We start from the raw sequence: 24,406 nt of genomic DNA on the forward strand, positions 1-24,406 counted from the left end.
GGCGCCCATGCAATGCGCGGATAAGCGGCAGCCAAGCCCTGTTTATGCGCGACTAAAGCGCAAGTGAAACCATCGTTTTTGATAGCTGCTTGCGCTTATTCATTAAAGGCTAAAGCCTTCTTTTATGCAGAATTTTTGCTTAAGACTGAAGTTGCGGCATACCCAGCTTCAGCGCGCTAAGCATGCGCAGCAGCGTGCGATTGAGGTCTTCCGCCTCCCAGCCTTCTTGCTCGCGCAGCTGGCGAATAGGGGCCGGGTCGCACCCCTCCAGCGCCTGACTCATCTGCAGCACGGCGGCATAAGGACCAGAGCGCGTGACGATGGCATCAAAAATGCGTTCGTTCAGCGGGGTGCGACGCAGGATGTTGGCAACCGGCTCGTGCAGCATCAAATCCAGCTGCGAGAACAGGCTGCACAGATACATCTCACGCTGCAGGTCCAGACTCACCCCGGCTTCAATCAGCTCCTCGGCCAGCTTGGCACGCAACACCACCTGGGTGCGCAGCGGCACCAGGTCTTGCTCAACGCAGGCATGGGGTAACTGGTCTGCCAGCCAGCGCTCCAGCGTGCCCAGCCCCAGCATGACCAGCCCGCGACGCAGCGAATCCACGCCACGGCGCAGACCCAGAGCGGCCGAGTTGGTATAGAGCAAGAAGCGATAGGCCAGCACCGGGTCTGAGCCCAGAATTTCCTCCATCACATCCAGCGACTGCTCTTTGTCGATGGCTTTCATCAGCCTGAACAGCGCATCGCGCGACGGCTGTGGCTGCTGCAGGCGATAGGCCTGTATGGTGTCCGCCACAGGCCAGCCCGCCACGGCCGCGGCTTCATAGTCATCCAGGCAGGCTTGCGCCAGCGCCAGACTCTGCAGCCCCTCATACATCTGGCCATTGAGCAGATTCAGCGGTGGACTCGCAAAAAAGTGGGCCGCTTGCGGCTTGTCTGCGGCTTTCACGGCCAGCGATACCTTGACTTCACCCGATCTCACGCTATTGGCAATGCCGCTGGCACCCTCCGGCGGCAGGCTCAGCAAGCTGCTGGCAAAGCAGCGGGCTGCATCGGCATCAGGCACATCGGCCAACCCGCCAGCCCAGACCAGCATCAGCCCGCGGGCCTTGGCTTTTTGCACCAGCGCGTAAATGCCTTCATCTTGCGCCAGCCAGTCGCCGCGCACCTCAATCCACGGACTGCCTTGCGGCGCATGCTCCAGCAGATTGCACAACACCTGGCGGGACTGAGGCGAGACCAGTAGCGGCGGCGCTTGCCGGCTCCAGATTTCATCCACGCTGCGCAGAAAGTGCGCCAGATCGGCGCTGGTGCCGGGGTCTTCATGCACATAGAGCTGAATCCCCGCCAGACGCCGCGCACGGCCCCAGAGTGGCCGGTAGCCAAGTGTCAAAGAACTGAGAGCAGACTGAACCATGAAACGCGTAGGCTGGTGACATGCAAGCCATCAAGACGGGCCAGGCCCGCCGCGATCAGCTGATGTAGTTGAAAAGAGAGAGCTTCTGCATCTGCGCATAAGACTGCAAGGCGGCTTGCAAACCCACCTTTTGCGTCTCCACATCCGACAGCGCAGTGATCATATCGATATCTTCTGCACGTGAGCGCGCTCCTTCTTGCGTCAGCGACTGATCTTTCATATCCGACTCAAGTCGATCCGCACGATTGAGCTGATCGCCCGCATAGCTGCGAACAGCCTGCACCCGGTTCATGCCAGAGTCCAGCTCGCTCATGGCGCGCCCCAGTCCCTGCTGCAGCGCTGCAGATCCGTTGGTGCCGCTCTTGACGGTGCTGATAGCCTGATCAAGCACCGTGAAGATATCGGTGCGCTTGCTGGGTGCCATGGTGAAGCTGTCGCCATTGGCTGGCTCACCCTTGATGACGATTTGCTGACCATTGATGGTGATCGCCTCACCCGCTTTATAGGTGGCCGAAGGTGTCGACGTACCAGCGCTGGAGTTGATCACATAGCTGACCGCTCCAGACGCGGGATCCTTGGAAAACACCAGCGTATAGCTGTCGCCTGTCACCTTGCTTGGGTCCGTGATCGATCCCGTATCCGCCCAGGCCTTGCCAGAGTTGGATACGCCGCTACCGACTTCAAAAACGCCGTTGCCCGTAGGTACGTTGAGCCATGCAGCATGCCCGTCCAGCGAGATAGGAAGGCCATTGTCACTGCCCGTGTTCTGTCCGGGGTTGAGCGAGCTTTGTGCGCCCGGTGGAACGCTTTGCAAAGGCGTATCGGAGCTACCCAGCCCACGGAAGATGGGCAAACCATTGGAGTCCTTGGCGTTGGCGTAGCCCAGAATCTGATCGCGCAGACTTTCCATTTGCTTCACCAGCGCATCACGGGCCACTTGGTCGTAAGAGCCGTTACCGGCTTGAACCAACAGATCCCGAAAATCCTGCAAGGCACCATGGGCCTTGCCCAGCTCAGATTCCCCCTGCGCAATCACGTCACGCTGAGCACCCAGCACACGCTGCTCGTTTTCAGAGCGGGTGATGCGCGTGCGTGCACGCTCGGCCTGCGCTGCGGCAACAGGGTCATCGCTGGCGCGCAGCACGCGCTTGCCTGCGGTAGTCTTTTCCATCAGCTCAACCAGACTGCTCTGACGCGAGCCCAGGTTGGAGATGGTGCTGTCATACATATTGGCCGTGCCAATGCGGTTAATGCTCATGCCTGTTCTCCGGCGGTCATGGGTTAGCGGCCAACGGCCTGGATCACGCTGTCAAAAATACCTTGAGCCACTTGCAGCATCTTGGCCGAGGCCTGATAGGCCTGCTGAAACTGCAGCAGCTTGGCGGCCTCTTCATCGAGATTGACGCCCGACACCGCGGTTCGGTCGCCTTCCAGATTTTTGGCAATGGTTTCCGACAGCTTGGCGGCATAGGCTGCGCTTTGCGTGCGCGTTCCAATCTGCGCCATGGTGGTCGAGAAGCCATCGCTGAGCGTAGTGGCTCCATCAAAAATCACGGCATCGCGCAAGGACAGGAAAGAGCTGGCGTTACCCGTGTCCGAGCTGTAGAAGGTATTGGGCGCAAAACTCACGCTGTCGCTGTTCGTACCGTCGATGGCCGGTGTTCCGCTCAGCGTGACCTTGAGGCCCGGCGCCAGCGCAATCGCCTGACCCGACACATAAGTGCCAGTGGCAGCGACACCTGTCGGCGCTGGATTGATGGTGTACGTGACTGAGCCATTGGCACCAGGGGAGAAAGACAGGGTCGTGCCTGCCGGCAGCGCGCCAGAGAAGCCTTTTTCTACCGTCAGGCTGGACATGCGCAAAGCGGCATCGCCCAGCGAATTGATCTTGGCCGACACGGGGTTGGCTGCTGCCAGGTCGTTGCCTGAGTGCACTACCGACTGAATATCATGCGCAGCCTTTGCCATCGGACTGAAAAGCACGGACTGGCCCGCCTGACCTTCATTCTTGAGGTCAAACTGCAAACCATCAACAATCACGTTGTCGCGCAGGTCTGCCAGGTCATTGAATGGGGTAGCCTTGCCATCCGACAGGCGCACAACCTGCCCCTTGGGCGCATCGACACCAAACACAATCTTGTAATCAGACGCCTTGAGCTGGCTGGAATCCTTGACCGTGACCGTAGGCGTATCGGGCTGCGCCCATTGAGCACCCGTGGTGGAGCCTGTCGTCGTCATCGGAATATTGAACAGCGCCCCGCCCGGCTTGCCAGACAAGGTCAAACCCAGCTGATTCTGCGTATTGAGCGTGTCGCCAATCGCAATCGCCATGCGACCCAGCAGGTTGCGACCCTCGGCCAGATCGTTGTTCTGGAACTGCAGCAGACCCGCAATTTCACCGCCACCGGTCATGGCAGGCGTCAGCTCTACCGGCTGGCCGCCCTGCTGCTGAAAGTACAAGCTCATCTTGCCGCTGCCCGGGTACTGGGTCGATTCCTGCATGCTGAGCTTGGCAGAATCCAGCCCCAGCACCAGCGGCTGGCTGCCGCCCACAAACAGGCTGATGGAGCCATCTCCCGCATCGACCTGCGAGGTCTGCACATATTTGTTGATATCGCGCACCAGCTGGTCGCGTTGGTCCAGCAAGTCGTTGGGCGTGTGGCCTGTGGCCATGGCACGACTGATCTGCCCGTTGAGTGCGGCCACCTGCTCGGACAGGCTGTTGACCACATTCACGTCATTGCTCATCTGCTGGCGCGTGCTGTAGTCCATCTCATCGAGCTGACCCGATGCCGAGCGAAAACGTGCGGCCAGCTCGTTCATGCGTGTCAGCACGACCTGGCGTGCCGATGAATCGGTGGGTGCGCTGCTCACATCGGCAAACGCATTCATCATGCCGTTAATCGCTGCGCCCAGACCATTGCTACCGCCCGAGAACACTTCCTGCAACTGGTTAAGCGACTGCGAACGCGCCGCATCGGCAGCGCCTGCCGCCTTGGCGGCCGTGGCCTGACGATTCAGCAGCTCGCTGAAGTTGCGCATGACGGTGGCTACATCGGCACCATTGCCGATATAGCCATTGCCCATGTTCTGCCCGACCGAGGTCTGAAATGCCACCGTCTGGCGCGAGTAGCCTGCGGTGTTGACGTTGGCAATGTTGTTCCCTGCCGTCTGCAGGGCAAGCTGGTTGGCCATCAGGGCGCGCGCGCCCACGTTCAGAAGACTCATGACTGGTTCTCGTTGATCTTGTTGATCGGAGCAGCGCGATTGCCGCCAATAGCGACGCCCCCCATAGCGCGGCTGGCAACCTGGGCTGCGCTGTTCACGTTGTGATTGGCTGCAGCGACATTGACCTGCTGCACGCTCTGAATGGCGCGGCTGAGCTTTTGTGCGTAAGCCGGGTCGGTGGCGTAGCCGGCTTTTTGCAACTCGCTGGCGTAGGCCTGTGCAGAGCCCGTCTGAGCCATGGCTTTTTCATAGCGCGGGCTGCTGCCGATCAGGCGTGCGTAGTCGCGGAACGACTCTTCAAACGAGTCATAGGCGCGAAACTTGGCCGTGATTTTTTTGGGCGCACCGTTGATGTATTCAGTCGTCGTAACCTCGGCCACCTTGCCCGTCCAGCTGCCACCGGCCTTGATGCCGAACAGGTTGAAGGAGTTGCTGCCGTCCTTGTTACGGATTTCGCTCTTGCCCCAACCGGTTTCATGTCCGGCCTGACCAATCATGTAATGGGCAGGAATACCGCTTTCACTGGCAATGCGCTGAGCGGCGCTGTTGTGCGCCGTCACAAAGTTATCGCGCCCCTTGGGCGCTGGTGCATAGGCGTTCACGGACTGCGTGGCCTGTGCGCGACTGCCGCTCCATGCGCCGTTACTGCCCACATTGCGCCAGGCACTGCGACTCATGCTCAGGGTAGAGGGGACCGCGATTTCTGCATCATCCGCAGCCTCTACACCCATGGTGCGCGCCAGCTGTTTGCTGATCGCGTCCGTCAGCCCCCCGGGCTGGCCGGCCATGGCCACGGAGAGCTGTTGGTCGAGCAGGTCGGTGCTGAGGTTGCCCTGCGCGCTGTCGAGCAGGCCGGACTTCATGGTCGCCTCGCGCATGCTCTTGATCATCTCGCGCATGAACAGCGATTCAAGCTGCTTGGCCGTCTCGCGTACGGCCTGCGGATTGTTCTCGCCTGCTGCGGTTTTCAGAGCATTGAGCGATCGTGCATCAACGGCGAGCGCATTATTCGCCGCCAAAGATGAGGATTGAGATAAAGACGTGCTCATATCACCTCCAGCTCGGCATCCATGGCACCTGCAGCCTTGATGGCTTGCAAAATGGCCAACAAATCCTGGGGCGTAGCGCCCAGAGAATTCAGCGCCCGCACCACATCCGTCAGTTGGGGAGAGTTAGGCATGCTGATGACCTGGCCAGGCTCTTGTTTGACCTGAATGTCAGACCTCTGCGCTACCACGGTCTGCCCTTGCGAGAACGGTGCTGGCTGGCTGATAACCGGCGTGGTACTGATGGTGATGGACAGATTGCCGTGCGCAATCGCGCAGGGGCCCAGCGTCACGGCCTGATTGAGCACGATGGAGCCGGTGCGCGCATTGATGACGACCTTGGCTGCGGGCTTGGATACCTCAATGGGCATTTCCTGAATTTCGGCAATCATGCGCACGCGCGAGCCGGGATCTGCCGGTGCATTGACCTGTACCGTACGCCCATCCAGCGCCGTCGCCGTGCCCGATCCCATTCGCTGATTAATGGCGCGAACGACCTTGTCAGCCGTCTGGAAATCCGTTTGATTGAGCCCCAGTGTGATGCTGTTGCCTTCATTGATGGGGCTGGGTACCGAACGTTCGACCTGCGCGCCCTTTGGCACGCGGCCCGCACTCAGGTGATTGACCTGAACCTTGGAGCCCCCGGCTGCAGCGCCTGCGCCGCCAACCACCACATTGCCCTGTGCCAGTGCGTAAATCTCACCATCCGCACCGCGCAATGGCGTGGCCACCAAAGTACCGCCCTTGAGCGACTTGGCATTGCCCATGGATGAAACATTGATGTCAATTGACTGGCCTGGCTGGGCAAAGGCAGGTAGCTCGCCAGTGATGATGACCGCCGCAACGTTCTTCAGCTGCAGCTGCGCCGCATTGCCGGAAGCAGGCAGCGAGATGCCCATTTGTTCGAGATAGTTAGCCAGCGCCTGCTTGGTATAGGGCATCTGCGTGGTCTGGTCGCCCGTGCCATCAAGACCAACGACCAAGCCATAGCCCGTCAACTGGTTGCTGCGCACCCCCTGGATGGCTGCAACCTCTTTGATGCGTGTGGCATGTGCAGGCAGGGTGAGCCCGCAAGCGCCAAGGGCGGCGACCACCATCAGGGTGGTGCGTGCCGAGCGCAATGGCAGGAGCGTGGACAGTACTTTCATACTGCCCATTCTCGGAAGAATCAGAACGGCATAACGTTCAAAAAGAACCGTGACAACCAGCCAATTGACTGGGCTTCGCTTCCCTGTCCACGACCACGCGATTCCACGCGCACATTGGCCACTTGGGTCGATGCCACGGTGCTACCGGGGCGCAACGAGCGCGGATCCACCGTACCGGTAAAGCGCAGCACATCGACGTTCTGATTCACGCCCACCTGCTTTTCACCAGAGACCACCAAATGCCCATTGGGCAACACCTCAACCACGGTGGTGCTGATCGCTCCGATGAAGGTATTGACGTTGCTGGTGGACCCCTTGCCCGAGAAGTCAGATTTGCTACTCAACTCTGCATTGAGGCTATCTTTGATGGTCTGGGTCGCTCCGCCCGTGAAGAAGGGGAGTGCCGTGACACCCGCACCCAAGCTATTCTTGCGCGTCACACCGGAGTCTTGATTTTGGCGTGCCGTCACATTCTCTTGAATCTGCACGGTGACCAGGTCACCCACCATGCGCGCGCGGCGATCTTCAAACGCCGGGCGATAGCGCGATGCGTTGAAAAGGCTGCCAGAAGGCGTCTGCGCCACCTGCTCAAGCGGCTGCAGCACGGGCGGCGTGGTGGCAACAGGCATATCCACGGGCGGCGGTGCGTTGGGAGAGAGTGCACAACCAGACACCAGCAAAGCCGCTGCGATAGCGCTGCTGATGGCGCTGGAGCGATGGGAAACAATGACCTTGAACATGGCGGCAAATCCTTGGCAGTCTGGTACTTGGACCCTGATGCCTTTGGCGTGCGCGATGCACGCTATTGAAAGCAGAGCTACTAGCGCTTATCTTTAATGAGTTTGAATAATGATTTCATTCAGAAAACAAACACAGCAAGCGCAATCAGCTCCTTAATACATAGTGATCAATCAGAGCTGCGCCAACTTGGCCAGCATCTGGTCGGAGGTCTGAATGGCCTTGGAATTCATCTCGTAGGCGCGCTGGGTCTGGATCATGGTCACCAGCTCCTGCACCACGTTCACGTTCGATGCTTCCAGATAGCCTTGCTGAATCGTGCCCAGACCGTTGGTGCCAGGCGTGCCCTGCTGGGGCTGACCCGAAGCCGCCGTTTCCACATACAGGTTCTGGCCTCGCGGCTCCAGACCGGCTGCATTGATGAACTGACTCATCGCAATATTGCCCACCTGCTGCGGCGCGGCCTGACCCGCCAAAGTGGCGCTGACCACGCCGTCATGGCTGATCGAGATCTTGGTAGCGCCTTGCGGGATGGTGATGCCATTGGCCACAGGCAGGCCGCTGGAAGTCACCAGCTGGCCCTGCGCATCGACCTCGAAAGAGCCGTCGCGGGTATAGGCAATCGTGCCGTCGGGCATATTGACTTCAAAGAAGCCGTTACCGTTAATCGCCACATCCAGCGCATTGCTGGACTGCTGCAGACTGCCCTGCAAAAAATTGCGCGAGGTCGCCACCGTGCGCACACCCAGACCCAGATGCAGGCCCGTGGGCAGCTGGTTTTGCTCCGTGGTCTGCGAGCCGACCTGGCGCAGGTTTTGATAGATCAAATCCTCAAACACCGCGTTGGCACGCTTGTAGCCCGTGGTCGAGACGTTGGCCAGGTTGTGCGAGATAACGTCCAGCTGGGTCTGCTGGGCTTCCATGCCGGTCTTGGCGATGAACAGCGAATTAATCATGGTGAATTCCTTTGACTATCAACCGTTCAGGCTGAGAAGTTGGCTTGCTGATTTGTCGTTGGTTTCAGCGGTCTGTAGCAGCTTCATCTGCTGCTCGAACTGGCGCGAGGCGGCGATCATGCCAACCATGGTTTCGACGGTGTTCACGTTCGATCCTTCAATCGATCCCGACAGCAGTCGCGCCGTTTCGTCATTGGGCAAAGCGTCACCTTGCGCGGCTCGAAAGAACCCGTCATCACCACGCACCAGCGGCTCATCGACCGGTGGCGTCACCAGTTTGAGACGCGCCACCGCCACAGGCATTTGATTGCCGCTCTTGGCCGTCAGCGTGCCGTCCGAGCCCAGCGAAATAGAAGACTCTGGCGGAATGTCGATCGGTGCACCACCATCGGACAGCACGGCCTGACCATTGCTGTTCACCAGTTGCCCTTCAGGCGAGACTTCGAAGATGCCGTTGCGGGTATAGGCCTCCTGGCCATCCATGCCCTGCACAGCAAACCAGGCCCGCCCCATGGCCATGGCATCCAGCGCGCGGCCGGTACGCTGTGCGGGGCCGGGCGTATCTTGATAGCCTGAAGTCGCTTCCAGCGCAAACACGCGCGTACTCGCACCACTGCCCTGTACAGGGACTGAGCGAAAGGTAGACATCTCGGCACGAAAACCATTGGTGCCCGCATTGGCCAGGTTGTGCGCCAGCACAGCCTGGCGCTGCGCTGCGGCGTTGGCACCGGTCATCGAGGTGTAAATGATTTTGTCCATGATGGATTCCTTCCTCCCCCTGAGTCGCTTTGCGCCTCCCCTCTCTCTTCGGGAGAAGGACGACATCCTTGCTGCGGGGCAGCCCTTGCTTGATGTCTCTCGCTTGGCTTCGCGCCCTATTTCAGAGAAATTGCGTTGCTAAAAAGGTTGTATTGATCAGCGCAGATTGACGAGCGTGGAAAACACTTGATCCTGCGTCTTGATAGTCTGTGCATTGGCCTGATAAGAGCGCTGCGCCGTCATCATGTTGACCAGCTCTGCGGTCAGATCGACGTTGGACTCTTCCAGCGCACCGGCCTGAAGCGAGCCAAAGGTTCCAGTCTGGGCCGAGCCATTGAGTGCAGGGCCAGAATCGGCGGTCTGCACCCATTTGTTGTTGCCAATCGAGCCAAGACCCTGTGTATTGGTAAAGGCGGCCAGTGCAATCTGTCCTTCGGTTCGCGTGACACCGTTGGAGTAAGCGGCAACGATAGAGCCATCGCGCCCCACATTGATGCCCGTCAGAGCGCCGGAGGTGTAACCATCTTGCTTGAGGCTGCTGACTGCAAACTTGGCACCGAACTGGGTCAGGCCACCGAAGTCAAATGCCACATCAAATGCGGGCAATCCGTTGGGATTGGCTGTGCCGCCGTTAATACTCAGATTCAGCGAAGTGCCGGTTCCAGGCGTGACGCCCGTGAGTTTTCCGCTGGCATCGAACGTCGCCTGACCGATGGGGGTGGCAGTCGCATCAAGTGAGTTGTAGATGTTCCACGTATTGCCCGTGGCATCCTTTTCAAAGTACAGGTTCACGGGGATGGCTGTTCCCTGTGTGTCATAGACATTGAGCGAAGTGCCGTAAGTGGCACGCGGTGTGGCGGCAATAGGTGGCGTCGCAGTCGCATCACCTGCAGCCAGCGTGGCGCGTGAATCCAGATTCAGCTCCACGCCCACTTTCGATGTCTGCTTGGCAGGAATAGGCTGGCCCGTAGGAAAACTCAGCGGCACAGGCGTAGCGCCCGACTGGATCTTTCCTGTCGCCGGATCCACCATATAACCCATGACATTGTCGTTATCGACAGTCTTGAGGTTGCCCTCTTTGTCGAGACCGAAGTTGCCTGCGCGGGTGTATGCTGTGCTGCCATCCGCCTGCTTGACCACAAAGAAGCCGTTGCCGTTGATGGCAATATCGAGGCTGTTGCCAGTAGAGGTAATGGAGCCCTGACGGAACTGCTGAGACACAGCAGCCACATTCACGCCAATACCGCTGCTCTGGCCGCTGGCCGAACCGATGGCGCTGGCCACCATTTCTGCGAAATCCGCACGCGATGACTTGAAGCCTGTGGTGTTGGAGTTGGCAATGTTGTGGCCGATCACATCCAGATTTTTGCTGGCTGCGTTCAGACCCGAGAGGCCTTGTTGGAAACCCATGGTTGTTCTCCTGCGGGGCGGTTAATCGGTAAAAGAGCGGGACGGCGACTTAGTAAACAGCCTTGACACCCGTGTAGGCGATGGCTTCGCCGTTATCGAGCTCAAGCATCAGGCTGCCACTGCCGGCACTGGCCGCAATCACGGCGTGCGGGGCCAGCGGCGTCGATGCCACGGCAGCGGTGCCATTGGTGGCCTGCACGGAGTAGCGCAGCTGGGATTTATCGCCGCTGTACTTGTCAGCCGCGTCCCAGGTGAAGTAGTTGCGACCTGCGGCGCCTGCGCCCAGGTCGATGGTGTCCACCAACTCGCCGGTGGCGGTGGTGATCTGAATCTTGACGTTGGCCGCCTGGCCTTCCAGGTCAAAGGCAGCGGTGTGCGTTCCATCGGCAGCAGTGCCCAGCGTGTTGCCCTCGGTCAGCACAGTACGGCCGATCATGGAGGTGCCCTGCAGCATCTGCATTCCGGTGAACTGGCTGGACATGGACTGCATGGTCTGGTTCAGCTGCTGAATCCCGGTCACGGTGTTGATCTGCGCCATCTGCGAGGTCATCTGCGCATTGTCCATGGGGTTCATGGGATCTTGGTTGTTCAGCTGCGCCACTAGCAGCTTGAGAAAACGGTCCTGCGCTTCATTGGCATCAGATACCGAATTCTTGGTGTTACCGGTGGAGGTAGTCGTGGTGCCGTCCACACCGCTTGTGCCGTAGATCATGTGTGTGTTCCCGGGCTTACTGGCCCATTTGCAGAGTCTTGAGCAGCAGCGACTTGGCTGTGTTCATGACTTCCACGTTGTTCTGGTAGGAGCGCGAGGCCGAGATCATGTTGACCATCTCGTCCACAGCGCTCACGTTGGAATGGGTGACATAACCCTCACCGTCGGCCAGCGGATGGCTGGGGTCGTGAATGCGGCGACCGGGCGTGCTGTCTTCGCTGATGGCGTTGACTTTGACGCCAGCGCTGCCATCCCCTCCCATGGGTACGGTCTGAAACACCACTTGGCGCGCTTTGTAGACGCTGCCGTCAGGACCGGCCACGGCATCAACGTTGGCCAGATTCGAGGCCACGACGTTCAGTCGCTGCGACTGGGCGCTGACCGCGCTGCCCGAGATATTGAAGATGGAGAACATCGACATGGTTTGGCTCCTGGGCTTACTGGCCTTGAATGGCGCTGAGCATGGTCTTGGACTGACCGTTGATGAAGCGCAGCGTCGCTTCGTAGCGCACGGCGTTGTCCACAAAACTGGCGCGCTCGCGGTCCAGATCCACGGTGTTGTTGTCCAGACTGGGCTGGGAGTTGACCGAGTACCCCAGCTTGGCTTTGAGCGCCTCATCCGAGGTCTGAGCCTGCAAGGGGATATGCCCGGAAGCCGTGGTACTGGCCTGTGTCAAAGGCTTGGGGCCACTGGTGGCGGCCATCAAGGCTTCACGGAAATTGAAGTCGCGCGCCGCATAGCCGGGGGTGTCGGCATTGGCGATGTTGCTGGCAATGGCTCGCTGGCGCTCGGCGCGCAGCAGCAGCGCCTCGCTCTGGAAGTCCAGTCGTTCAGTCATTTTGTTCAGCATTGCGGCCTCGCTTTCAAAAATTCAATGCGCCGTAGTCGCACAGACTGCGGCATGCGAGGATTATGAAAATCACACCGCAAAACTAAAGCGTGAAGAAAGCGGTATTGCACTTCTACTTCGGCCCATTGCCAAAGCACGCCTACACCTATATTTGCGACCAAGGTCTGCAGCTCTTGTGTCTGCAGCTTGCCCCCAAGGATTGATGCATGCCTGCCCGCCTCGCCCAACACCTCACACTTAGCCCCATGCAAGGCGTGGCTGCGGCATGGGGCCTGGGCGCTTTGCTGCTGGCTACGGGCGTGCAGGCGCAGGATGGCGCTGCCCAGCTCAGCCAGATCGGGCAGCGGTTTATAGACAGTGCACTGCACCAGCCCGCCGCTGACGCGCCTCAAGCCAGCAACGGCAGCCCCTTGCGCATGGAAGTGCAGATGGGCCAGTTGGACTCACGTCTGCGCCTGGCTGCCTGTGCGCGGGTCGAGCCTTATCTGCCTGCGGGCAGTCGCCTCTGGGGTCGCACCCGGCTGGGCCTGCGCTGCGTGCAAGGCAGCGTGCCATGGAATGTGTTTCTGCCCATCACCGTGCGTGCCTATGGCCAGGCCTGGGTGGCACAGGGCAATATTCCCGCAGGCAAAACCTTGAGCGCTGAAGATGCAGCCCCCGCCGAAGTGGACTGGGCCGAAGACAGCGCCCCGGTCATTGCCAATGCGCAAGACTTTATTGGCATGGTGACAGTCCGCCAATTGGCCTCCGGCCAGGCGCTGCGCCAGAACATGGTGCGCCCGCCTTCGCTGTTCAGTGCCGGCTCACCCGTGCAGGTCATGGTCAACGGCGGCGGCTTCAGTGTTTCCTCGTCAGGCAAGGCCATGGCCGCTGCCGGGGAAGGCCAGCAAGTTCGGGTTCGCATGGATAATGGCCGTCTTGTGACAGGCACGGTCAATGCCAATGGCGTGGTTTACGTTCAGTAAATTGAGAGCAATGACTCACATTTCTGAATCCATGTCAAAAATTCCTCAAGTTTCACGCGCCCTTGTCGAAAGCAAGGCTACAGCGCCCTACGCCGATACAGGGCGATTGGAGAACCAGCATGAAGATAGGTAACAAGCCGGAGCTGCCGCAAGCTGCCGCAGCCAAGCAGACGCCCAAGTCCGCAACCACGGTGGCCGCCGAAGAATCGACCAAGGGTCTTCCCGAGCGCGCCGCCGGTGTGCCCGTGTCCTTCTCGTCCTCGGCCCGTGCCCTGGACAGCCAGAACCGCACCAACACCGACTTTGATGCCGATCGCGTCAAGTCCATGCGCGAAGCCATTTCAAATGGCAGCTTTCGCATCAACGCCGATGCCATTGCAGACAAGCTGCTGAGCAACGCAGAAGAATTTCTGGTTCACGCCCGCGCCTGAGCGACTGAACTAAGGTTGACACAATGACTTTGCAGGAAATGCTCGATTCGCTGGATGCGGTGGTTCAGACCGTATCGGCATCACTGCAATCTTCAGATGCTTCTGCGCTGGAGCAATCCAGCAACCGACTACGGGACGCCATGGTGGCCGTTTCCCAACTCGTCAAACGTTTCTCCCCTGAAGACTGGACGCCCGCGATGCTCGACCGCGCCCAGCACCTGAACGCTGAAATTACGCTCATGCGCGATCAGTTGGCACGTCTGACCGTACTCAACCAGCGCCGCGCGCAAGCGCTGGTTCCCACAGCCGATGACAGCACTTATGTAAGCAGCCTGCGTGGAGCCTCCCAGTCTGGCCGTGCACGCATTTATCACGCGGCCAGCTGAACGCGATCAAACAATCCTCGGCACCCATAAAAAGGCGGACCTTCAAGTCCGCTTTTTTGTTCCAGTCCCAGGTTTCAGTACTCGCCTGACTTGATCTTCACCGGACGCCACGACCAGCGCTCATAGGCACGTACAGCACCTTCGGGCAGCGGATCTGCATCGACAAACACCTCAATGATTCGGGCTGATGCCAGCTCTTCCTTGTGAATCCATGGGCTGTACTGCAGATTGCGCTCCACAAACACGCGCGGTCGCTCCGGCAGCGCCATGGAAATGCGGCCAGCCAGCGCCTGCGGACCAATGATGATGTCGATAGGTCCGCCCACCGCCTTGTGCGCCGCAGGAGCCAGCCCCTCCACAATCTTGCCCACAGGGATATGGTTCTGGTGGCTGCTCTTGTAGCCCGACAAACCTATGGGCGATGCCAGCCAGAATTGCGCCAGCAGCAGGGCCTGCACAACACCGAACGTCACCCACGCAGCACGCAATCGGGCAGAGCTGCTCCACTGGCTCGCCGGTGACTTCACCAGCTCCATCGCTGCAGGCACGCACAGGAACATGAAGGCGGTACCCCACTGCAAGTGCAGATAGGAACCCGTAAACAGGCATAGCGCCAGGATGGACAGCAGCGGAACCAGTCCCCAAAGCAGCCAGAATTCACGCAGCATTTTGTCTTCAGTCGTGAGCTCATTCTCATGCGTCTCCTTCGATTCGGCCTTGCCTGTACGGCGTCGCCCCCACCAAAGGGCTGCACCGAGCACGACCCATGCAGGCATGCAACGATTGAAGATCCAGTCCACCGCAAACCTCCAGGACATCTGCATACGAGCTGCCGTATCCAGATGCAGACCTAAAGAAGTGCGCTCCGCATAACGCATGGGCATCCAGTCATGGGTGGTCAGCCAGTACAGATGCGGTGCCAGCGTCAGCAGGCCCGTCACCGTGGCCAGCAATGCACCCTTGACATGCACCGGATTACGCCAGGCGCCAATGCGCAGCCACCACAGGCCAATCACCCCCAGCGCCAGCACATACTGGTATTTGCTCAGCATGGCCAGACCCGAGACCACGCCCAGCAGCGCCCAGCCAGCCAGCGACGGCTTCAGCGTCACATGCCAGGTCAGGGCTACGGCGATGGAAATCCACAGCATCATCACCACGTTATGGTTGTAGTAGTACAGCCGCCCGCAATAGAAAGTGATGCACAAAGCGGCCAGCAGTGCCACCGTGGCATAAGCCTTGCCGCGCATGCTGCACAGCAGTCGCCAGAAAATTGCCAGTGAGCCCAGCGTGACAACGCCGCCCAGGACATAAGTCAGCCCAATGGATGGCCCGACAACAGCCGCTGCAGCCGCCGTAATCCAGGTAGGCATAGGCGGGTGCTTGAAGTACCCCAGCTCCAGCGAGCGAATCCAGATCAGCTGCTCCACGTTATCGCCGGGGGCAGCCAATGCCGTGACCCAGTGAATGCCAAGCCAGATCACGCCATAAATAAACAGCAAAATGGTCACGGTTCGGCCAGAGAGGACAGAATATTCGCGTTGCGCAGCGGTCATCAGGCAGTCACAAAAGAAAAGAAAAAGCAAAATTGCGGATCACATGATCAGGGCCGTGAGTATAGCGACGGGGTTTTTTGTGCAACACAAACCATTACCAGCCCAAGAACCTGCAGAAGAATGGCGAGAATCAGCCCATGACCGACTTTCACGCCGAATACGCACCAGCAGCCCCTTCCGCCCAGTTGCCGCGCCAGCCCCTGCGGCTGAGCTGCGTAGTGCCGGCCTATAACGAGCAAGCCAATATCGAAGGATTCCTGCACGCTCTGGCTCAGACCGTGCAGACCCTGACCCCAGATTTCGAAATTGTCGTCGTCAACGACGGCAGCCGTGACAGCACGCACGAGCTGTCCATGCGCATGTCGCAGGAGCTGCCACTGCGCTATCTGGCCCTGTCGCGCAACTTTGGCAAAGAAGCCGCTTTATCTGCCGGCATCGACCACGCACGCGGCAATGCTGTGCTGCTGATTGATGCCGACTTTCAGCACCCGCTTGAGATGCTGAGCGAGATGCACGCGCTATGGCAATCCGGCTACGAGATGGTCTATGGCGTCATTACCGATCGTGGCGCAGAAAGTGGTGCCAAGCGCATGGGCACCAATCTGTTCTATCGCGTCATGAACTCGGGCAGCGCGGTCAAGCTGCCGCCCAATGCGGGCGACTTCCGCTGGATGGACCGCAAGGTGGTCGATGCCCTCCAGGCCTTGCCTGAAAACAACCGCTTCATGAAAGGTCTGTACGCCTGGGTCGGCTTTAAGACGGTGGCCCTGCCTTTTGTGCCTAAAGACCGTGTCGCTGGCAATTCCAGCTTCAATCTGCGCCGCCTTGGCTCGCTGGCCTTGCTGGGGCTGACCTCGTTCACCACCCTGCCCCTGCGCATCTGGAGCATGGTGGGAGCGGGCATTTCGCTGCTGGCACTGGCCTATGGCATGTGGATTGCTGTAGAGGCACTGTTCTTTGGCAACCCTTTAAGGGGCTGGCCCACGCTGGCCGCCAGCATCATGCTGTTCTCAGGCGTGCAGTTGCTGTCTATCGGCATTCTGGGCGAATACATAGGGCGGATCTATGAAGAGGTCAAACGCCGTCCCATCTATCTGGTGGCTCACGATGAAGACTGCAGCCCGCTGCGCGAAAAGCCCTGATGAAAGCTTTGTTCCAGAGGCTGCGCGGCCTGCCGCAGCTGATTCAGTTTGTACTGGTGGGCGGCGCAGCGGCAGCCACGCATCTGGCCGTGGTCGGCTTGCTTGTTACGTTCGCAGGGTTGGCTCCGCTGCATGCCAATGTGCTGGCCTTTCTGATTGCCTTTGTGGTCAGCTACAACGGCCACGCTCTGCTCACTTTTTCATCAGTACAAGCAAGGGGCTGGGCGGTCATGGCAAAGTTTTTTGCCGTGGCCTGCCTGTCTTTTGCCGCCAATGAGTTGCTCTACTACATCGCCCTGCAGTGGCTGCACTGGCATTACTTCTGGAGTCTGGCTGGCGTGCTGGTACTGGTCGCCATCGGTACGTTTGTGATGAGTAAATTCTGGGCCTTCCGGGCACACCGCAGCACATGAGCCACATACCTTCTATCTCTCGCGCCATCTTGCTATGCGCGGATGATTACGCCTTGCACCCGCTGGTTGATGACGCCGTGCAGCAACTGGCCCGCGCGGGCCGCCTGTCTGCCACCAGTTGCATGACCACATCACCGCAATGGCGTCAGGCCGCTCCGGCCTTGAAGCCCCTGCGCCCTTTGCTCTCTGTCGGTCTGCACTTCAACCTCACTGAGAGCCATGGCGACCAGCACACGGCACAGACGCTGGGCCAGGTCATCCGCCAAGCTTATTGCCATCAAATGTCATCCGTGCAAATGCGTACCGCATGGCGCGACCAGCTGGATGCCTTTGAGCAAGCCATGGGCACGCCGCCAGATTTTATCGACGGCCACCAGCATGTGCACCAGTTGCCGGGCCTGCGCACTGCCATGCTTGAAGAAATGCAGTCCCGCTACGCCGCACATGAGATGCCATGGGTGCGCTCCACCGCGCCCGCAGCCGGACTGTGGCGCAGCCCCAAAGCCGCCATCATTGCGCTGCTGGGCGGCTGGGCGGCTGGGCGGCGGCTACGCAAGGCTGGCATTCCCATCAACAAAGGTTTTGGCGGCGTGTATGGCTTTGACGCCCCCGATGCCTCCACCTATGGCGCGCAAATGGCAAGCTGGCTTCCGCACATGGCCGAAGGCGGTTTGCTGATGTGCCACCCGGCCAGCGGAATCGTCGCAGGCGATGCCATTGGCCAACAACGCCCCGTGGAGTTTGAATACCTGATGTCTGACACCTTTGACGCGCTGCTGCAGCGCAATGGCTGCCGTATTCACCAAGGTCCAATGAAAGCGCTTTAAAAGCGTTTTACGCCTGCATGCGCATCCTTGCCACCACTCTCTCAAACACCCGCCAGAAGGCGGCGTCCTGCGTGGTCGCAAAATTGATGCGCATGCAGGTGCTTGACCGTCGGCTGGCATGGAACATGGCGCCCGGCGCAATCATGTATCCCTCATCCAGCAGGTGCTGGGTCAGCACTTCCGTGTCCACACCGGTATCGACCCAGCCAAACATGCCAGCGGGCTCGGCCACAAAGCGGCAGCCTGCGGCTTGGGCCAGCGCTACGCTGCGGGTGCGGGCCTTGGCCAGATGCTGGCGCAGCCGCTCGGCATGGCGGCGCAGCTGGCCTTGCTCCATGCACAGGGCCAGTGCTTGCTCCATGGGGGTAGGAGTCGATAAGGTGGAGAGCAGCTTGGTATCCAGCAACCGCTCCACCAGATCAGGCGGCGCAGCCAGATAGCCCAGACGCCAGTTGGGAACCAGCACCTTGGCAAAACCGCTGATGTAGATGCTGCGCTGCAGGCGGTCCAGCACCGTCACACGCGGGGCGTGATCTGGGGCAATGTGGCAGTAGCTATCGTCTTCCACCACATAAAAACCGTAGCGCTGGGCCATCTGCAGCACCTCATGGGCGCTGGCAGCGCTCAGGCTGTAGCCCGTGGGGTTGTGCAGCACGCTGACGCTGACATAGAGCTTGGGGGCCATGGTTTCGCAATAACGCTGCATCACCGCCATATCCGGCCCCTCCGGGCCACGCGGCACGGGAAGCACGCGCATGCCCATGGCCGCCAGTCGCGCATATTCCACCGCCCAACCGGGTTCTTCCACCATCACCGGGTCGCCCGGCTGCAGCAGGGCACGGCTGACAATATCAAGCGCCTGGGTCGCCCCCATGGTGGTGATGATCTGACTGGGCACCGCCGCAATGCCGATGCGCTGCAGGCGGCGCGCCAGCGCTTCGCGCAGACTGCTGTCACCCATAGGCTCACCGTAGCGCACCAGCGATTCGCGCAGCGCTTGTCCGCTGGTGACTTTGCGCATGGCGGCCACCAGAAAGCCCGCGTCCAGCCATTCGGCCGGCAGCACGCCTGCACCGGGCTGGGGTTTGCCGGCCACGCTTTCCACAAACATGCCGCGTATCAGCATGGATGCATTGATGCGCGAGCCCGGTGCCAGCCCCTGCGGCGCCTCTTGCGTACTATCAACTTTGATAGCTGCTTGCGCTTTCTTTTCCTGCGCTGGAAGCGGATTCTGCACAAAATCACGCACAAAGAATCCACGCTGCGGCCTAGCCTCCACCAGCCCTTGCGCCTGCAGCAGGTCATAAGCCGCAACCACGGTATAGGGGCTCACACCCTGCTGGCGCGCGCACTCGCGCACCGATGGCAGGCGGGCACCCGCAGGCAGCAGCCGGGTGTGTATGCGCTCGGCCAGACGCTCGGCCAGTTGCTGGGTCAGCGTCAGTGCCGCTTGGCGGGACAGGGAAATGGACATGGTTTTTGAGGCAGCAGACTGTATTGATGCAGACACCAATACAGAAGCCAAAATTGTAAGACTGTCTGTATAGGCTCTGTAATGGTCTCAGGCGTATATTGATTTCATCCCTCCTTGCTTGGCCACCCACCACACAGGGCCATGGCCAGCTTGTCGCAATTGCCCGCCACGCCCACACAGGCAAACGAAGCGCGACACAATAAGACCATCTGCTGGAGCGCAGTGACCGTGCTATCCGCACCGCCGCTGTTGCGCAAAAAGCAATGCACTTTTGCCAGCGCATGCCCTACAACGGCGTGAGACCGCACATTGGCCAGCCCCGTCGGGACTGGCGACGTAGAGATCGAGACCTGTTTTATGACAACCTGGAAACTGGCAGAGCGTGCTGCCAAGATGAATTCCTCCGCCATCCGCGAAATCCTCAAGCTGACCGACCGCCCCGGCATCATCAGCATGGCTGGCGGACTGCCCTCCCCCAAGGCTTTCCCTCTGGATGCATTCAGCGAAGCCTGCCAGACCGTGATGCAGCGTGACGGAGCTGCGGCTTTGCAGTACTCCACCACCGAAGGCTTTGCCCCGCTGCGTCAGGCGATTGCCGACTTCCTGCCCTGGAATGTGGACCCCGAGCAAGTACTGATCACCACTGGCAGCCAGCAGGCGCTGGACCTGATCGGCAAGGTTTTTCTGGACAAGGGCAGCCGTCTGCTGGTCGAAAAGCCCACCTATCTGGGCGCGCTGCAGGCCTTCACCCCCATGGAACCCGTGGCCGTGGGCGTGGACAGCGACGACGAAGGCATGCTGATTGCCGATTTCGAAAAGCAAGTGGGCACCGGCGCCGACAAGGCCCGCCTGGCCTATGTGCTGCCCAACTTCCAGAACCCCACCGGCCGAACCATGAGCGATGCGCGCCGCCAGGCCCTGGTGGAAACGGCCAGGGAGCTGGACATTCCGCTGATCGAGGACAACCCCTACGGCGACCTCTGGTACGAGCAAGAGCCGCACCTGCCGCTGGCGGCGCGCAACCCCGAGGGCGTGATCTATATGGGCTCGTTCTCCAAGGTGCTGGCACCCGGCCTGCGCATTGGTTTCATCGTGGCTCCCAAGTCGGTGTACGGCAAGCTGACCCAGGCCAAGCAGGCCGCCGATCTGCACACTCCCAGCTTCAACCAACGCGTGGTGGCCGAAGTCATCAAGGACGGCTTCCTGGACCGCCATGTTCCCACCATTCGCGCCATGTACAAGGTTCAGCGCGATGTGATGCTGATGGCGCTGGAGCGCGAGATGGCCGGTCTGGATGTGCAATGGACGCGCCCCGTCGGCGGTATGTTCCTGTGGGTCAAGCTGCCCGAGGGCATGGACGCCCAGGCCCTGCTAGCCAAGGCCGTGGAGCGCAATATGGCGTTTGTGCCCGGCGCACCTTTCTATGCGGGCGAACCACAGAACAATACGCTGCGCCTGTCGTATGTGACCGTGTCTGCCGAACAGATCAATATTGGCATTGCGGCTCTGGCTGACGCCATCAAGGCCAGCCTGTAATCAACCCGGAGGCGCTGATGCGCCTCCCTTCTATGCCGGGCGCAGCAGTCATAGAAAAATTCACACCCCTGGCTGACCCAAGAGTGCTCAGGGTCGCCCCCAATCGATGCCTTCGATTTCGAGTTTCTTTTCTTCGACGTGATTGAAGATAAAAGTAATTGCCTCCGAAATATCGTCGCTTTGCACAGCGATATAGATATGGGCACAACCGTCAACGACGTATGGAGCCATCGCATACGCAGTCTCCATGGGGGTTTCTGAATATGAAGTCATCTCTTCATACTCCGCTTTCATGTCCTGCAATGACAAGTCTGATTTGAATGAAGCGCCAAAGCGTTTCCTGGCTTCTTCGTAATGGCCATCCACGATCAGATACGCAGTCTCCACGCCGAACTGGGCAATCTTCAATTGCTGATCCAGAGGCAGAAATGGGCCTGCCTCTACGACCTCATCATCGACAGCCTCTTCGAAACGCTCCTGCAACAGGTCATTGGCACGAGCCATGGTTTGAAGCTCTTCATCACTGATGTCCATGCCGGTGATCGCCTTGACGCTGGCACGGATGGAATTGAGCAAAGCATCGGCGTCCTGCCCAGATTCATTCTTGCTCGTACTGGGCTGCGCCGCGCTCAAGGACTGCATCTGAAACACCTGATAGATGTCTTTGCCACCGGAGATTTCACTCGCTTTGCCAAATGAATCCGCTGCAGCCTGATGATCGCCAAGCTCATTCAAGAGAAGGCCACGCCAGTGCATCCAGGTCTGGTTCTCGTTGATGTCATTGGCATACTCAAATAGCCGTGCCGCCAAGACCAGGCCATTGCGATAGTCCGGATCAGCACCACCAAGACCGCGATAGTGATCCTGGTAAATCTCAGCTTTAGACGCGATGGCATCCGCCATATGACTCTTGCAAAGTGGTGTCAGATCAGCAAACGCGGTTTCGGGATGAATAGAAAGCCTTTCATTGACGATGCCGAGTCCTGCCACCAACTCGTCAAGCTTTGCTTTTTTATCTGCTGACACGCCCCTTTTTTGCCGCTCAGTGTGAAGCAGTAACAGGTTCTGGATCGTGCCCGCAGCAACTGCAGCAGCAGAAATATGAGATTCAGGTTTTGTCATTGAAACGCAATCAAAACAAAGGGGCAGAGTTGATGCCATTTTGAAGATTGTCAGCTCGATCAACCAGCTCTGCGCCGGTTTTTCTTTTTGCCGACAATCGCTGTCCATGTCTGCCACTGCTTCCCACACCGCTTATTCCTGTCCCTATATGACTGTGGACGTGTTCACGCAAACCGCGCTGCTCGGCAACCCTGTGGCCGTGGTGCTGAATGCCGATGGACTGAGCGATGCGCAGATGCAGGCTTTTGCACGCTGGACCAACCTGTCGGAAACCACATTTGTCATGCAGCCCAGTGCCGAGGGCGAGGCCGCAGGTGCCGACTATCTGCTGCGCATCTTCACGCCAGCGGGAGAACTAGCCTTTGCTGGCCACCCCACGCTGGGCAGCTGCCACGCCTGGCTGGCCCAGGGCGGGCAGCCACACAACCCAGACCAAGTGCTGCAGGAATGCAAAAAAGGCCTTGTACCGATTACTGCAAAAGGACATGGCTCTCTGTTTTTTGAAGCACCGTCACTGGAATCAAACGAAGTCTCTGAAGCCGAGATTGCACCCGTGCTGCAAGCGCTAGGCCTTGAGCGCGAGCAGTTGCTGATGATCCGCAGCCTCTATAACGGCTCACCCTGGCTGGGTCTGCTGCTAGACCACCCTGATACGGTGCTGGGCGCGGAGCCTGACTTTGCCGCGCTCAAAAAACTGGGGGCCAAAGCCGGTCTGGCCGCGATCTACGAAGCGGAAGACGATGCTCCGCTGATTGGCCGCTCCAGCCGCGAAGCCCGCGCCTTTGCCAAGCAGGCCGAAGAAGCTACTCAAGAGAAAGTAACTTCTACGCAGCCACGTCTTGAAGTGCGTGCCCTGGTCGGCGAAACCAGCAGTGAAGATCCTGTCACTGGCAGCTTGAACGCCGCGCTGGCCCAGTGGCTCACGGGCGAAGGCCTGCTGCAAGCGCCCTATATCGCCGCCCAGGGCGTGTGCGTGGGGCGCGATGGGCAAGTTCATATACAGACCGGCAGCAACGGCAAGCTCTGGGTGGGCGGCCACACCGTCACCGTGGTCAGCGGCTCGGTGCTGCTCTGAGATCAGCACTCGTCAAAGAAAAAGGCCAGACACCTATTCGGGTGCCTGGCCTTTTTGAATCCGAACCCTATCAGGCGTCCAGGCGCACCAGCCAGCCGTGGCGGTCTGCGGCGCGGCCGTACTGGATGTCGGTCAGTTCCTTGCGCAGCGCCAGGGTGACTTCGCCAGCAGGCGCATTCAGGTCACCCACGGAGAAATCCTTGCCCTTGAGCTGGCCGATGGGAGTGATGACGGCAGCCGTGCCGCAGGCAAACACTTCGGTGATGTCGCCGCTGGCCACGCCTTGCTTCCACTCATCGGCAGACACCTTGCGCTCTTCCACAGTCATGCCACGGTCGCGTGCCAGTTGCAGGATGGAGTCACGTGTGATGCCCTCCAGAATGCTGCCCGACAGCGCGGGGGTCACCAGCTTGTTTTCCTTGCCGTAGACCAGGAACACATTCATGCCGCCCAGCTCTTCCAGGTACTTGCCTTCGGCAGGATCCAGGAACAGCACCTGCGAGCAGCCGTTTTCATAGGCTTGCTCCTGGGGCAGCAAGGAAGCGGCATAGTTGCCACCGCACTTGGCTGCGCCTGTGCCGCCCTTGGCAGCACGGGCAAAGTCGGTCGACAACCAGATCGCCACGGGAGCCACGCCCTTGGCAAAGTAGGGACCTGCAGGGCTGGCGATCACGTAGTAGCTGGCCTTGTGCGCGCTGCGTACGCCCAGAAAGACTTCGTCGCCAATAATGAAGGGGCGCAGGTACAGGCTGGCTTCTTCACCGCCGGGCACCCAGTCCTTATCCACCGCAATGATTTGCTTGAGCGATTCCACAAAGATGTCAACCGGCAGCTCGGGCAAGGCCAGGCGCTTGGCAGAGCGCTGCATGCGCTGGGCATTGGCCGTGGGGCGGAAGGTCCAGATCGAGCCGTCGGAGTGGCGGTATGCCTTGATGCCTTCAAAAATTTCCTGGCCGTAGTGCAGCACGGCAGCGGCGGGGTCCAGCGAGATGGGGCCATAGGGCATCACTTCGGCGTCATGCCAGCCGGCTTCCTTTTCCCATCGCACCGCAACCATGTGGTCGGTAAAGTGCAGGCCAAAACCCGGCTTCTCAAGAATCTTGTCGCGCGCTTCGGCGCTGCGTGGGTGGCTCGAAGCAGTCAGCTTGAACTTGGTGGCAGAGGTAGACACGGGACGATTCCTTCCAGAAGGCATGAGGGCAATGCAC

General features: G+C 59.7%; 24 protein-coding genes. 8 read left to right on the forward strand and 16 right to left on the reverse strand.

Annotation, left to right across the window (positions count from 1 at the left end; genetic code table 11):
- Window positions 1-139 precede the first annotated feature (139 nt).
- From HF327_RS08320 to flgB, 12 genes are all read right to left on the reverse strand, one after another.
- Complete coding sequence (locus HF327_RS08320; RefSeq protein WP_169107802.1) at window positions 140-1,423, reverse strand: HDOD domain-containing protein; 1,284 nt, start codon at window positions 1,421-1,423, stop codon at window positions 140-142.
- Window positions 1,424-1,478: 55 nt separating this feature from the next.
- Window positions 1,479-2,681, reverse strand: coding sequence for a flagellar hook-associated protein FlgL (gene flgL, locus HF327_RS08325; protein WP_169107803.1), 1,203 nt, complete (start codon window positions 2,679-2,681; stop codon window positions 1,479-1,481).
- A gap of 23 nt (window positions 2,682-2,704) precedes the next feature.
- Complete coding sequence (gene flgK, locus HF327_RS08330) at window positions 2,705-4,651, reverse strand: flagellar hook-associated protein FlgK (protein WP_169107804.1); 1,947 nt, start codon at window positions 4,649-4,651, stop codon at window positions 2,705-2,707.
- Complete coding sequence (gene flgJ, locus HF327_RS08335) at window positions 4,648-5,700, reverse strand: flagellar assembly peptidoglycan hydrolase FlgJ (protein ID WP_169107805.1); 1,053 nt, start codon at window positions 5,698-5,700, stop codon at window positions 4,648-4,650. The genes flgK and flgJ overlap by 4 nt, the downstream gene beginning before the upstream one ends.
- Entirely contained in the window at window positions 5,697-6,845 is a 1,149-nt protein-coding gene (locus tag HF327_RS08340; RefSeq protein WP_169107806.1) for a flagellar basal body P-ring protein FlgI, read from the reverse strand. The genes flgJ and HF327_RS08340 overlap by 4 nt, the downstream gene beginning before the upstream one ends.
- A 20-nt stretch (window positions 6,846-6,865) precedes the next feature.
- A complete protein-coding gene (locus tag HF327_RS08345; RefSeq protein WP_169107807.1) occupies window positions 6,866-7,585 on the reverse strand; it encodes a flagellar basal body L-ring protein FlgH in 720 nt (239 codons plus the stop codon).
- A gap of 171 nt (window positions 7,586-7,756) precedes the next feature.
- Window positions 7,757-8,539 (reverse strand): flagellar basal-body rod protein FlgG, encoded by a 783-nt coding sequence (gene flgG, locus HF327_RS08350; protein WP_169107808.1) that lies wholly within the window; start codon window positions 8,537-8,539, stop codon window positions 7,757-7,759.
- A gap of 18 nt (window positions 8,540-8,557) precedes the next feature.
- Window positions 8,558-9,298, reverse strand: a complete 741-nt coding sequence (flgF, locus tag HF327_RS08355; RefSeq protein ID WP_169107809.1) for a flagellar basal-body rod protein FlgF — start codon at window positions 9,296-9,298, stop codon at window positions 8,558-8,560.
- Window positions 9,299-9,454: 156 nt separating this feature from the next.
- A complete protein-coding gene (flgE, locus tag HF327_RS08360) occupies window positions 9,455-10,708 on the reverse strand; it encodes a flagellar hook protein FlgE (protein WP_169107810.1) in 1,254 nt (417 codons plus the stop codon).
- Between the two features lie 49 nt (window positions 10,709-10,757).
- Window positions 10,758-11,420 carry a flagellar hook assembly protein FlgD gene (locus HF327_RS08365; protein WP_169107811.1) on the reverse strand — a complete coding sequence of 221 codons (663 nt, stop codon included), beginning with the start codon at window positions 11,418-11,420 and terminating at the stop codon, window positions 10,758-10,760.
- A 16-nt stretch (window positions 11,421-11,436) separates the two neighbouring features.
- Window positions 11,437-11,841 carry a flagellar basal body rod protein FlgC gene (flgC, locus tag HF327_RS08370; protein ID WP_169107812.1) on the reverse strand — a complete coding sequence of 135 codons (405 nt, stop codon included), beginning with the start codon at window positions 11,839-11,841 and terminating at the stop codon, window positions 11,437-11,439.
- Between the two features lie 16 nt (window positions 11,842-11,857).
- The gene (gene flgB / locus HF327_RS08375; protein WP_169107813.1) at window positions 11,858-12,271 is read right to left on the reverse strand and encodes a flagellar basal body rod protein FlgB; all 414 of its coding nucleotides are present in this window, start codon (window positions 12,269-12,271) and stop codon (window positions 11,858-11,860) included.
- Window positions 12,272-12,477: 206 nt separating this feature from the next.
- On the opposite strand from flgB, the gene flgA reads away from it, so the two are divergent.
- From flgA to HF327_RS08390, 3 genes are all read left to right on the forward strand, one after another.
- Window positions 12,478-13,236, forward strand: a complete 759-nt coding sequence (gene flgA, locus HF327_RS08380) for a flagellar basal body P-ring formation chaperone FlgA (protein WP_169107814.1) — start codon at window positions 12,478-12,480, stop codon at window positions 13,234-13,236.
- Between the two features lie 119 nt (window positions 13,237-13,355).
- Window positions 13,356-13,667: a flagellar biosynthesis anti-sigma factor FlgM gene (gene flgM / locus HF327_RS08385; RefSeq protein WP_169107815.1), complete on the forward strand. Its 312-nt coding sequence runs from the start codon at window positions 13,356-13,358 to the stop codon at window positions 13,665-13,667.
- A gap of 23 nt (window positions 13,668-13,690) precedes the next feature.
- Window positions 13,691-14,053, forward strand: coding sequence for a hypothetical protein (locus tag HF327_RS08390; protein ID WP_169107816.1), 363 nt, complete (start codon window positions 13,691-13,693; stop codon window positions 14,051-14,053).
- A 74-nt stretch (window positions 14,054-14,127) separates the two neighbouring features.
- On the opposite strand, the gene HF327_RS08395 is transcribed toward HF327_RS08390, so the two are convergent.
- Window positions 14,128-15,609, reverse strand: coding sequence for an ArnT family glycosyltransferase (locus HF327_RS08395; RefSeq protein ID WP_169107817.1), 1,482 nt, complete (start codon window positions 15,607-15,609; stop codon window positions 14,128-14,130).
- Window positions 15,610-15,746: 137 nt separating this feature from the next.
- On the opposite strand from HF327_RS08395, the gene HF327_RS08400 reads away from it, so the two are divergent.
- Genes HF327_RS08400 through HF327_RS08410 form a run of 3 tightly spaced genes read left to right on the forward strand, consistent with a single transcriptional unit; the run spans window position 15,747 to window position 17,991 of the window.
- Complete coding sequence (locus tag HF327_RS08400; RefSeq protein ID WP_169107818.1) at window positions 15,747-16,751, forward strand: glycosyltransferase family 2 protein; 1,005 nt, start codon at window positions 15,747-15,749, stop codon at window positions 16,749-16,751.
- Window positions 16,751-17,164, forward strand: coding sequence for a GtrA family protein (locus HF327_RS08405; protein ID WP_169107819.1), 414 nt, complete (start codon window positions 16,751-16,753; stop codon window positions 17,162-17,164). Before HF327_RS08400 ends, HF327_RS08405 begins: the two co-directional genes overlap by 1 nt.
- Window positions 17,161-17,991 carry a ChbG/HpnK family deacetylase gene (locus tag HF327_RS08410; protein WP_169107820.1) on the forward strand — a complete coding sequence of 277 codons (831 nt, stop codon included), beginning with the start codon at window positions 17,161-17,163 and terminating at the stop codon, window positions 17,989-17,991. The genes HF327_RS08405 and HF327_RS08410 overlap by 4 nt, the downstream gene beginning before the upstream one ends.
- 7 nt (window positions 17,992-17,998) lie before the next feature.
- Here the strand turns inward: HF327_RS08410 and HF327_RS08415 are convergent, their stop codons facing one another.
- Complete coding sequence (locus HF327_RS08415; RefSeq protein WP_169107821.1) at window positions 17,999-19,465, reverse strand: aminotransferase-like domain-containing protein; 1,467 nt, start codon at window positions 19,463-19,465, stop codon at window positions 17,999-18,001.
- Window positions 19,466-19,822: 357 nt separating this feature from the next.
- Between HF327_RS08415 and HF327_RS08420 the strand changes: the two genes are divergently transcribed.
- Window positions 19,823-21,001 (forward strand): aminotransferase-like domain-containing protein, encoded by a 1,179-nt coding sequence (locus tag HF327_RS08420; RefSeq protein ID WP_169107822.1) that lies wholly within the window; start codon window positions 19,823-19,825, stop codon window positions 20,999-21,001.
- Window positions 21,002-21,088: 87 nt separating this feature from the next.
- Here HF327_RS08420 and HF327_RS08425 read toward each other — a convergent pair whose 3' ends face one another.
- Window positions 21,089-22,231 (reverse strand): hypothetical protein, encoded by a 1,143-nt coding sequence (locus HF327_RS08425; protein WP_169107823.1) that lies wholly within the window; start codon window positions 22,229-22,231, stop codon window positions 21,089-21,091.
- Between the two features lie 40 nt (window positions 22,232-22,271).
- Here HF327_RS08425 and HF327_RS08430 point away from each other — a divergent pair, with 40 nt between their 5' ends.
- Window positions 22,272-23,198, forward strand: coding sequence for a PhzF family phenazine biosynthesis protein (locus tag HF327_RS08430; protein WP_198460450.1), 927 nt, complete (start codon window positions 22,272-22,274; stop codon window positions 23,196-23,198).
- 70 nt (window positions 23,199-23,268) lie between these two features.
- Here the strand turns inward: HF327_RS08430 and HF327_RS08435 are convergent, their stop codons facing one another.
- Window positions 23,269-24,369, reverse strand: a complete 1,101-nt coding sequence (locus tag HF327_RS08435) for a branched-chain amino acid aminotransferase (RefSeq protein ID WP_328701766.1) — start codon at window positions 24,367-24,369, stop codon at window positions 23,269-23,271.
- Window positions 24,370-24,406: the final 37 nt, after the last annotated feature.

The sequence above is a fragment of the Comamonas suwonensis genome, assembly GCF_012844455.2.
Taxonomy (GTDB): domain Bacteria; phylum Pseudomonadota; class Gammaproteobacteria; order Burkholderiales; family Burkholderiaceae_C; genus Comamonas; species Comamonas suwonensis.

What these genes read in the sequence shown, in the direction of transcription:
- HF327_RS08320 (WP_169107802.1), bottom strand. Translation starts at nt 1,423, where the DNA reads ATGGTTCAGTCTGCTCTCAGTTCTTTGACACTTGGCTACCGGCCACTC.
- flgL (WP_169107803.1), bottom strand. Translation starts at nt 2,681, where the DNA reads ATGAGCATTAACCGCATTGGCACGGCCAATATGTATGACAGCACCATC.
- flgK (WP_169107804.1), bottom strand. Translation starts at nt 4,651, where the DNA reads ATGAGTCTTCTGAACGTGGGCGCGCGCGCCCTGATGGCCAACCAGCTT.
- flgJ (WP_169107805.1), bottom strand. Translation starts at nt 5,700, where the DNA reads ATGAGCACGTCTTTATCTCAATCCTCATCTTTGGCGGCGAATAATGCG.
- HF327_RS08340 (WP_169107806.1), bottom strand. Translation starts at nt 6,845, where the DNA reads ATGAAAGTACTGTCCACGCTCCTGCCATTGCGCTCGGCACGCACCACC.
- HF327_RS08345 (WP_169107807.1), bottom strand. Translation starts at nt 7,585, where the DNA reads ATGTTCAAGGTCATTGTTTCCCATCGCTCCAGCGCCATCAGCAGCGCT.
- flgG (WP_169107808.1), bottom strand. Translation starts at nt 8,539, where the DNA reads ATGATTAATTCGCTGTTCATCGCCAAGACCGGCATGGAAGCCCAGCAG.
- flgF (WP_169107809.1), bottom strand. Translation starts at nt 9,298, where the DNA reads ATGGACAAAATCATTTACACCTCGATGACCGGTGCCAACGCCGCAGCG.
- flgE (WP_169107810.1), bottom strand. Translation starts at nt 10,708, where the DNA reads ATGGGTTTCCAACAAGGCCTCTCGGGTCTGAACGCAGCCAGCAAAAAT.
- HF327_RS08365 (WP_169107811.1), bottom strand. Translation starts at nt 11,420, where the DNA reads ATGATCTACGGCACAAGCGGTGTGGACGGCACCACGACTACCTCCACC.
- flgC (WP_169107812.1), bottom strand. Translation starts at nt 11,841, where the DNA reads ATGTCGATGTTCTCCATCTTCAATATCTCGGGCAGCGCGGTCAGCGCC.
- flgB (WP_169107813.1), bottom strand. Translation starts at nt 12,271, where the DNA reads ATGCTGAACAAAATGACTGAACGACTGGACTTCCAGAGCGAGGCGCTG.
- flgA (WP_169107814.1), top strand. Translation starts at nt 12,478, where the DNA reads ATGCCTGCCCGCCTCGCCCAACACCTCACACTTAGCCCCATGCAAGGC.
- flgM (WP_169107815.1), top strand. Translation starts at nt 13,356, where the DNA reads ATGAAGATAGGTAACAAGCCGGAGCTGCCGCAAGCTGCCGCAGCCAAG.
- HF327_RS08390 (WP_169107816.1), top strand. Translation starts at nt 13,691, where the DNA reads ATGACTTTGCAGGAAATGCTCGATTCGCTGGATGCGGTGGTTCAGACC.
- HF327_RS08395 (WP_169107817.1), bottom strand. Translation starts at nt 15,609, where the DNA reads ATGACCGCTGCGCAACGCGAATATTCTGTCCTCTCTGGCCGAACCGTG.
- HF327_RS08400 (WP_169107818.1), top strand. Translation starts at nt 15,747, where the DNA reads ATGACCGACTTTCACGCCGAATACGCACCAGCAGCCCCTTCCGCCCAG.
- HF327_RS08405 (WP_169107819.1), top strand. Translation starts at nt 16,751, where the DNA reads ATGAAAGCTTTGTTCCAGAGGCTGCGCGGCCTGCCGCAGCTGATTCAG.
- HF327_RS08410 (WP_169107820.1), top strand. Translation starts at nt 17,161, where the DNA reads ATGAGCCACATACCTTCTATCTCTCGCGCCATCTTGCTATGCGCGGAT.
- HF327_RS08415 (WP_169107821.1), bottom strand. Translation starts at nt 19,465, where the DNA reads ATGTCCATTTCCCTGTCCCGCCAAGCGGCACTGACGCTGACCCAGCAA.
- HF327_RS08420 (WP_169107822.1), top strand. Translation starts at nt 19,823, where the DNA reads ATGACAACCTGGAAACTGGCAGAGCGTGCTGCCAAGATGAATTCCTCC.
- HF327_RS08425 (WP_169107823.1), bottom strand. Translation starts at nt 22,231, where the DNA reads ATGGACAGCGATTGTCGGCAAAAAGAAAAACCGGCGCAGAGCTGGTTG.
- HF327_RS08430 (WP_198460450.1), top strand. Translation starts at nt 22,272, where the DNA reads ATGACTGTGGACGTGTTCACGCAAACCGCGCTGCTCGGCAACCCTGTG.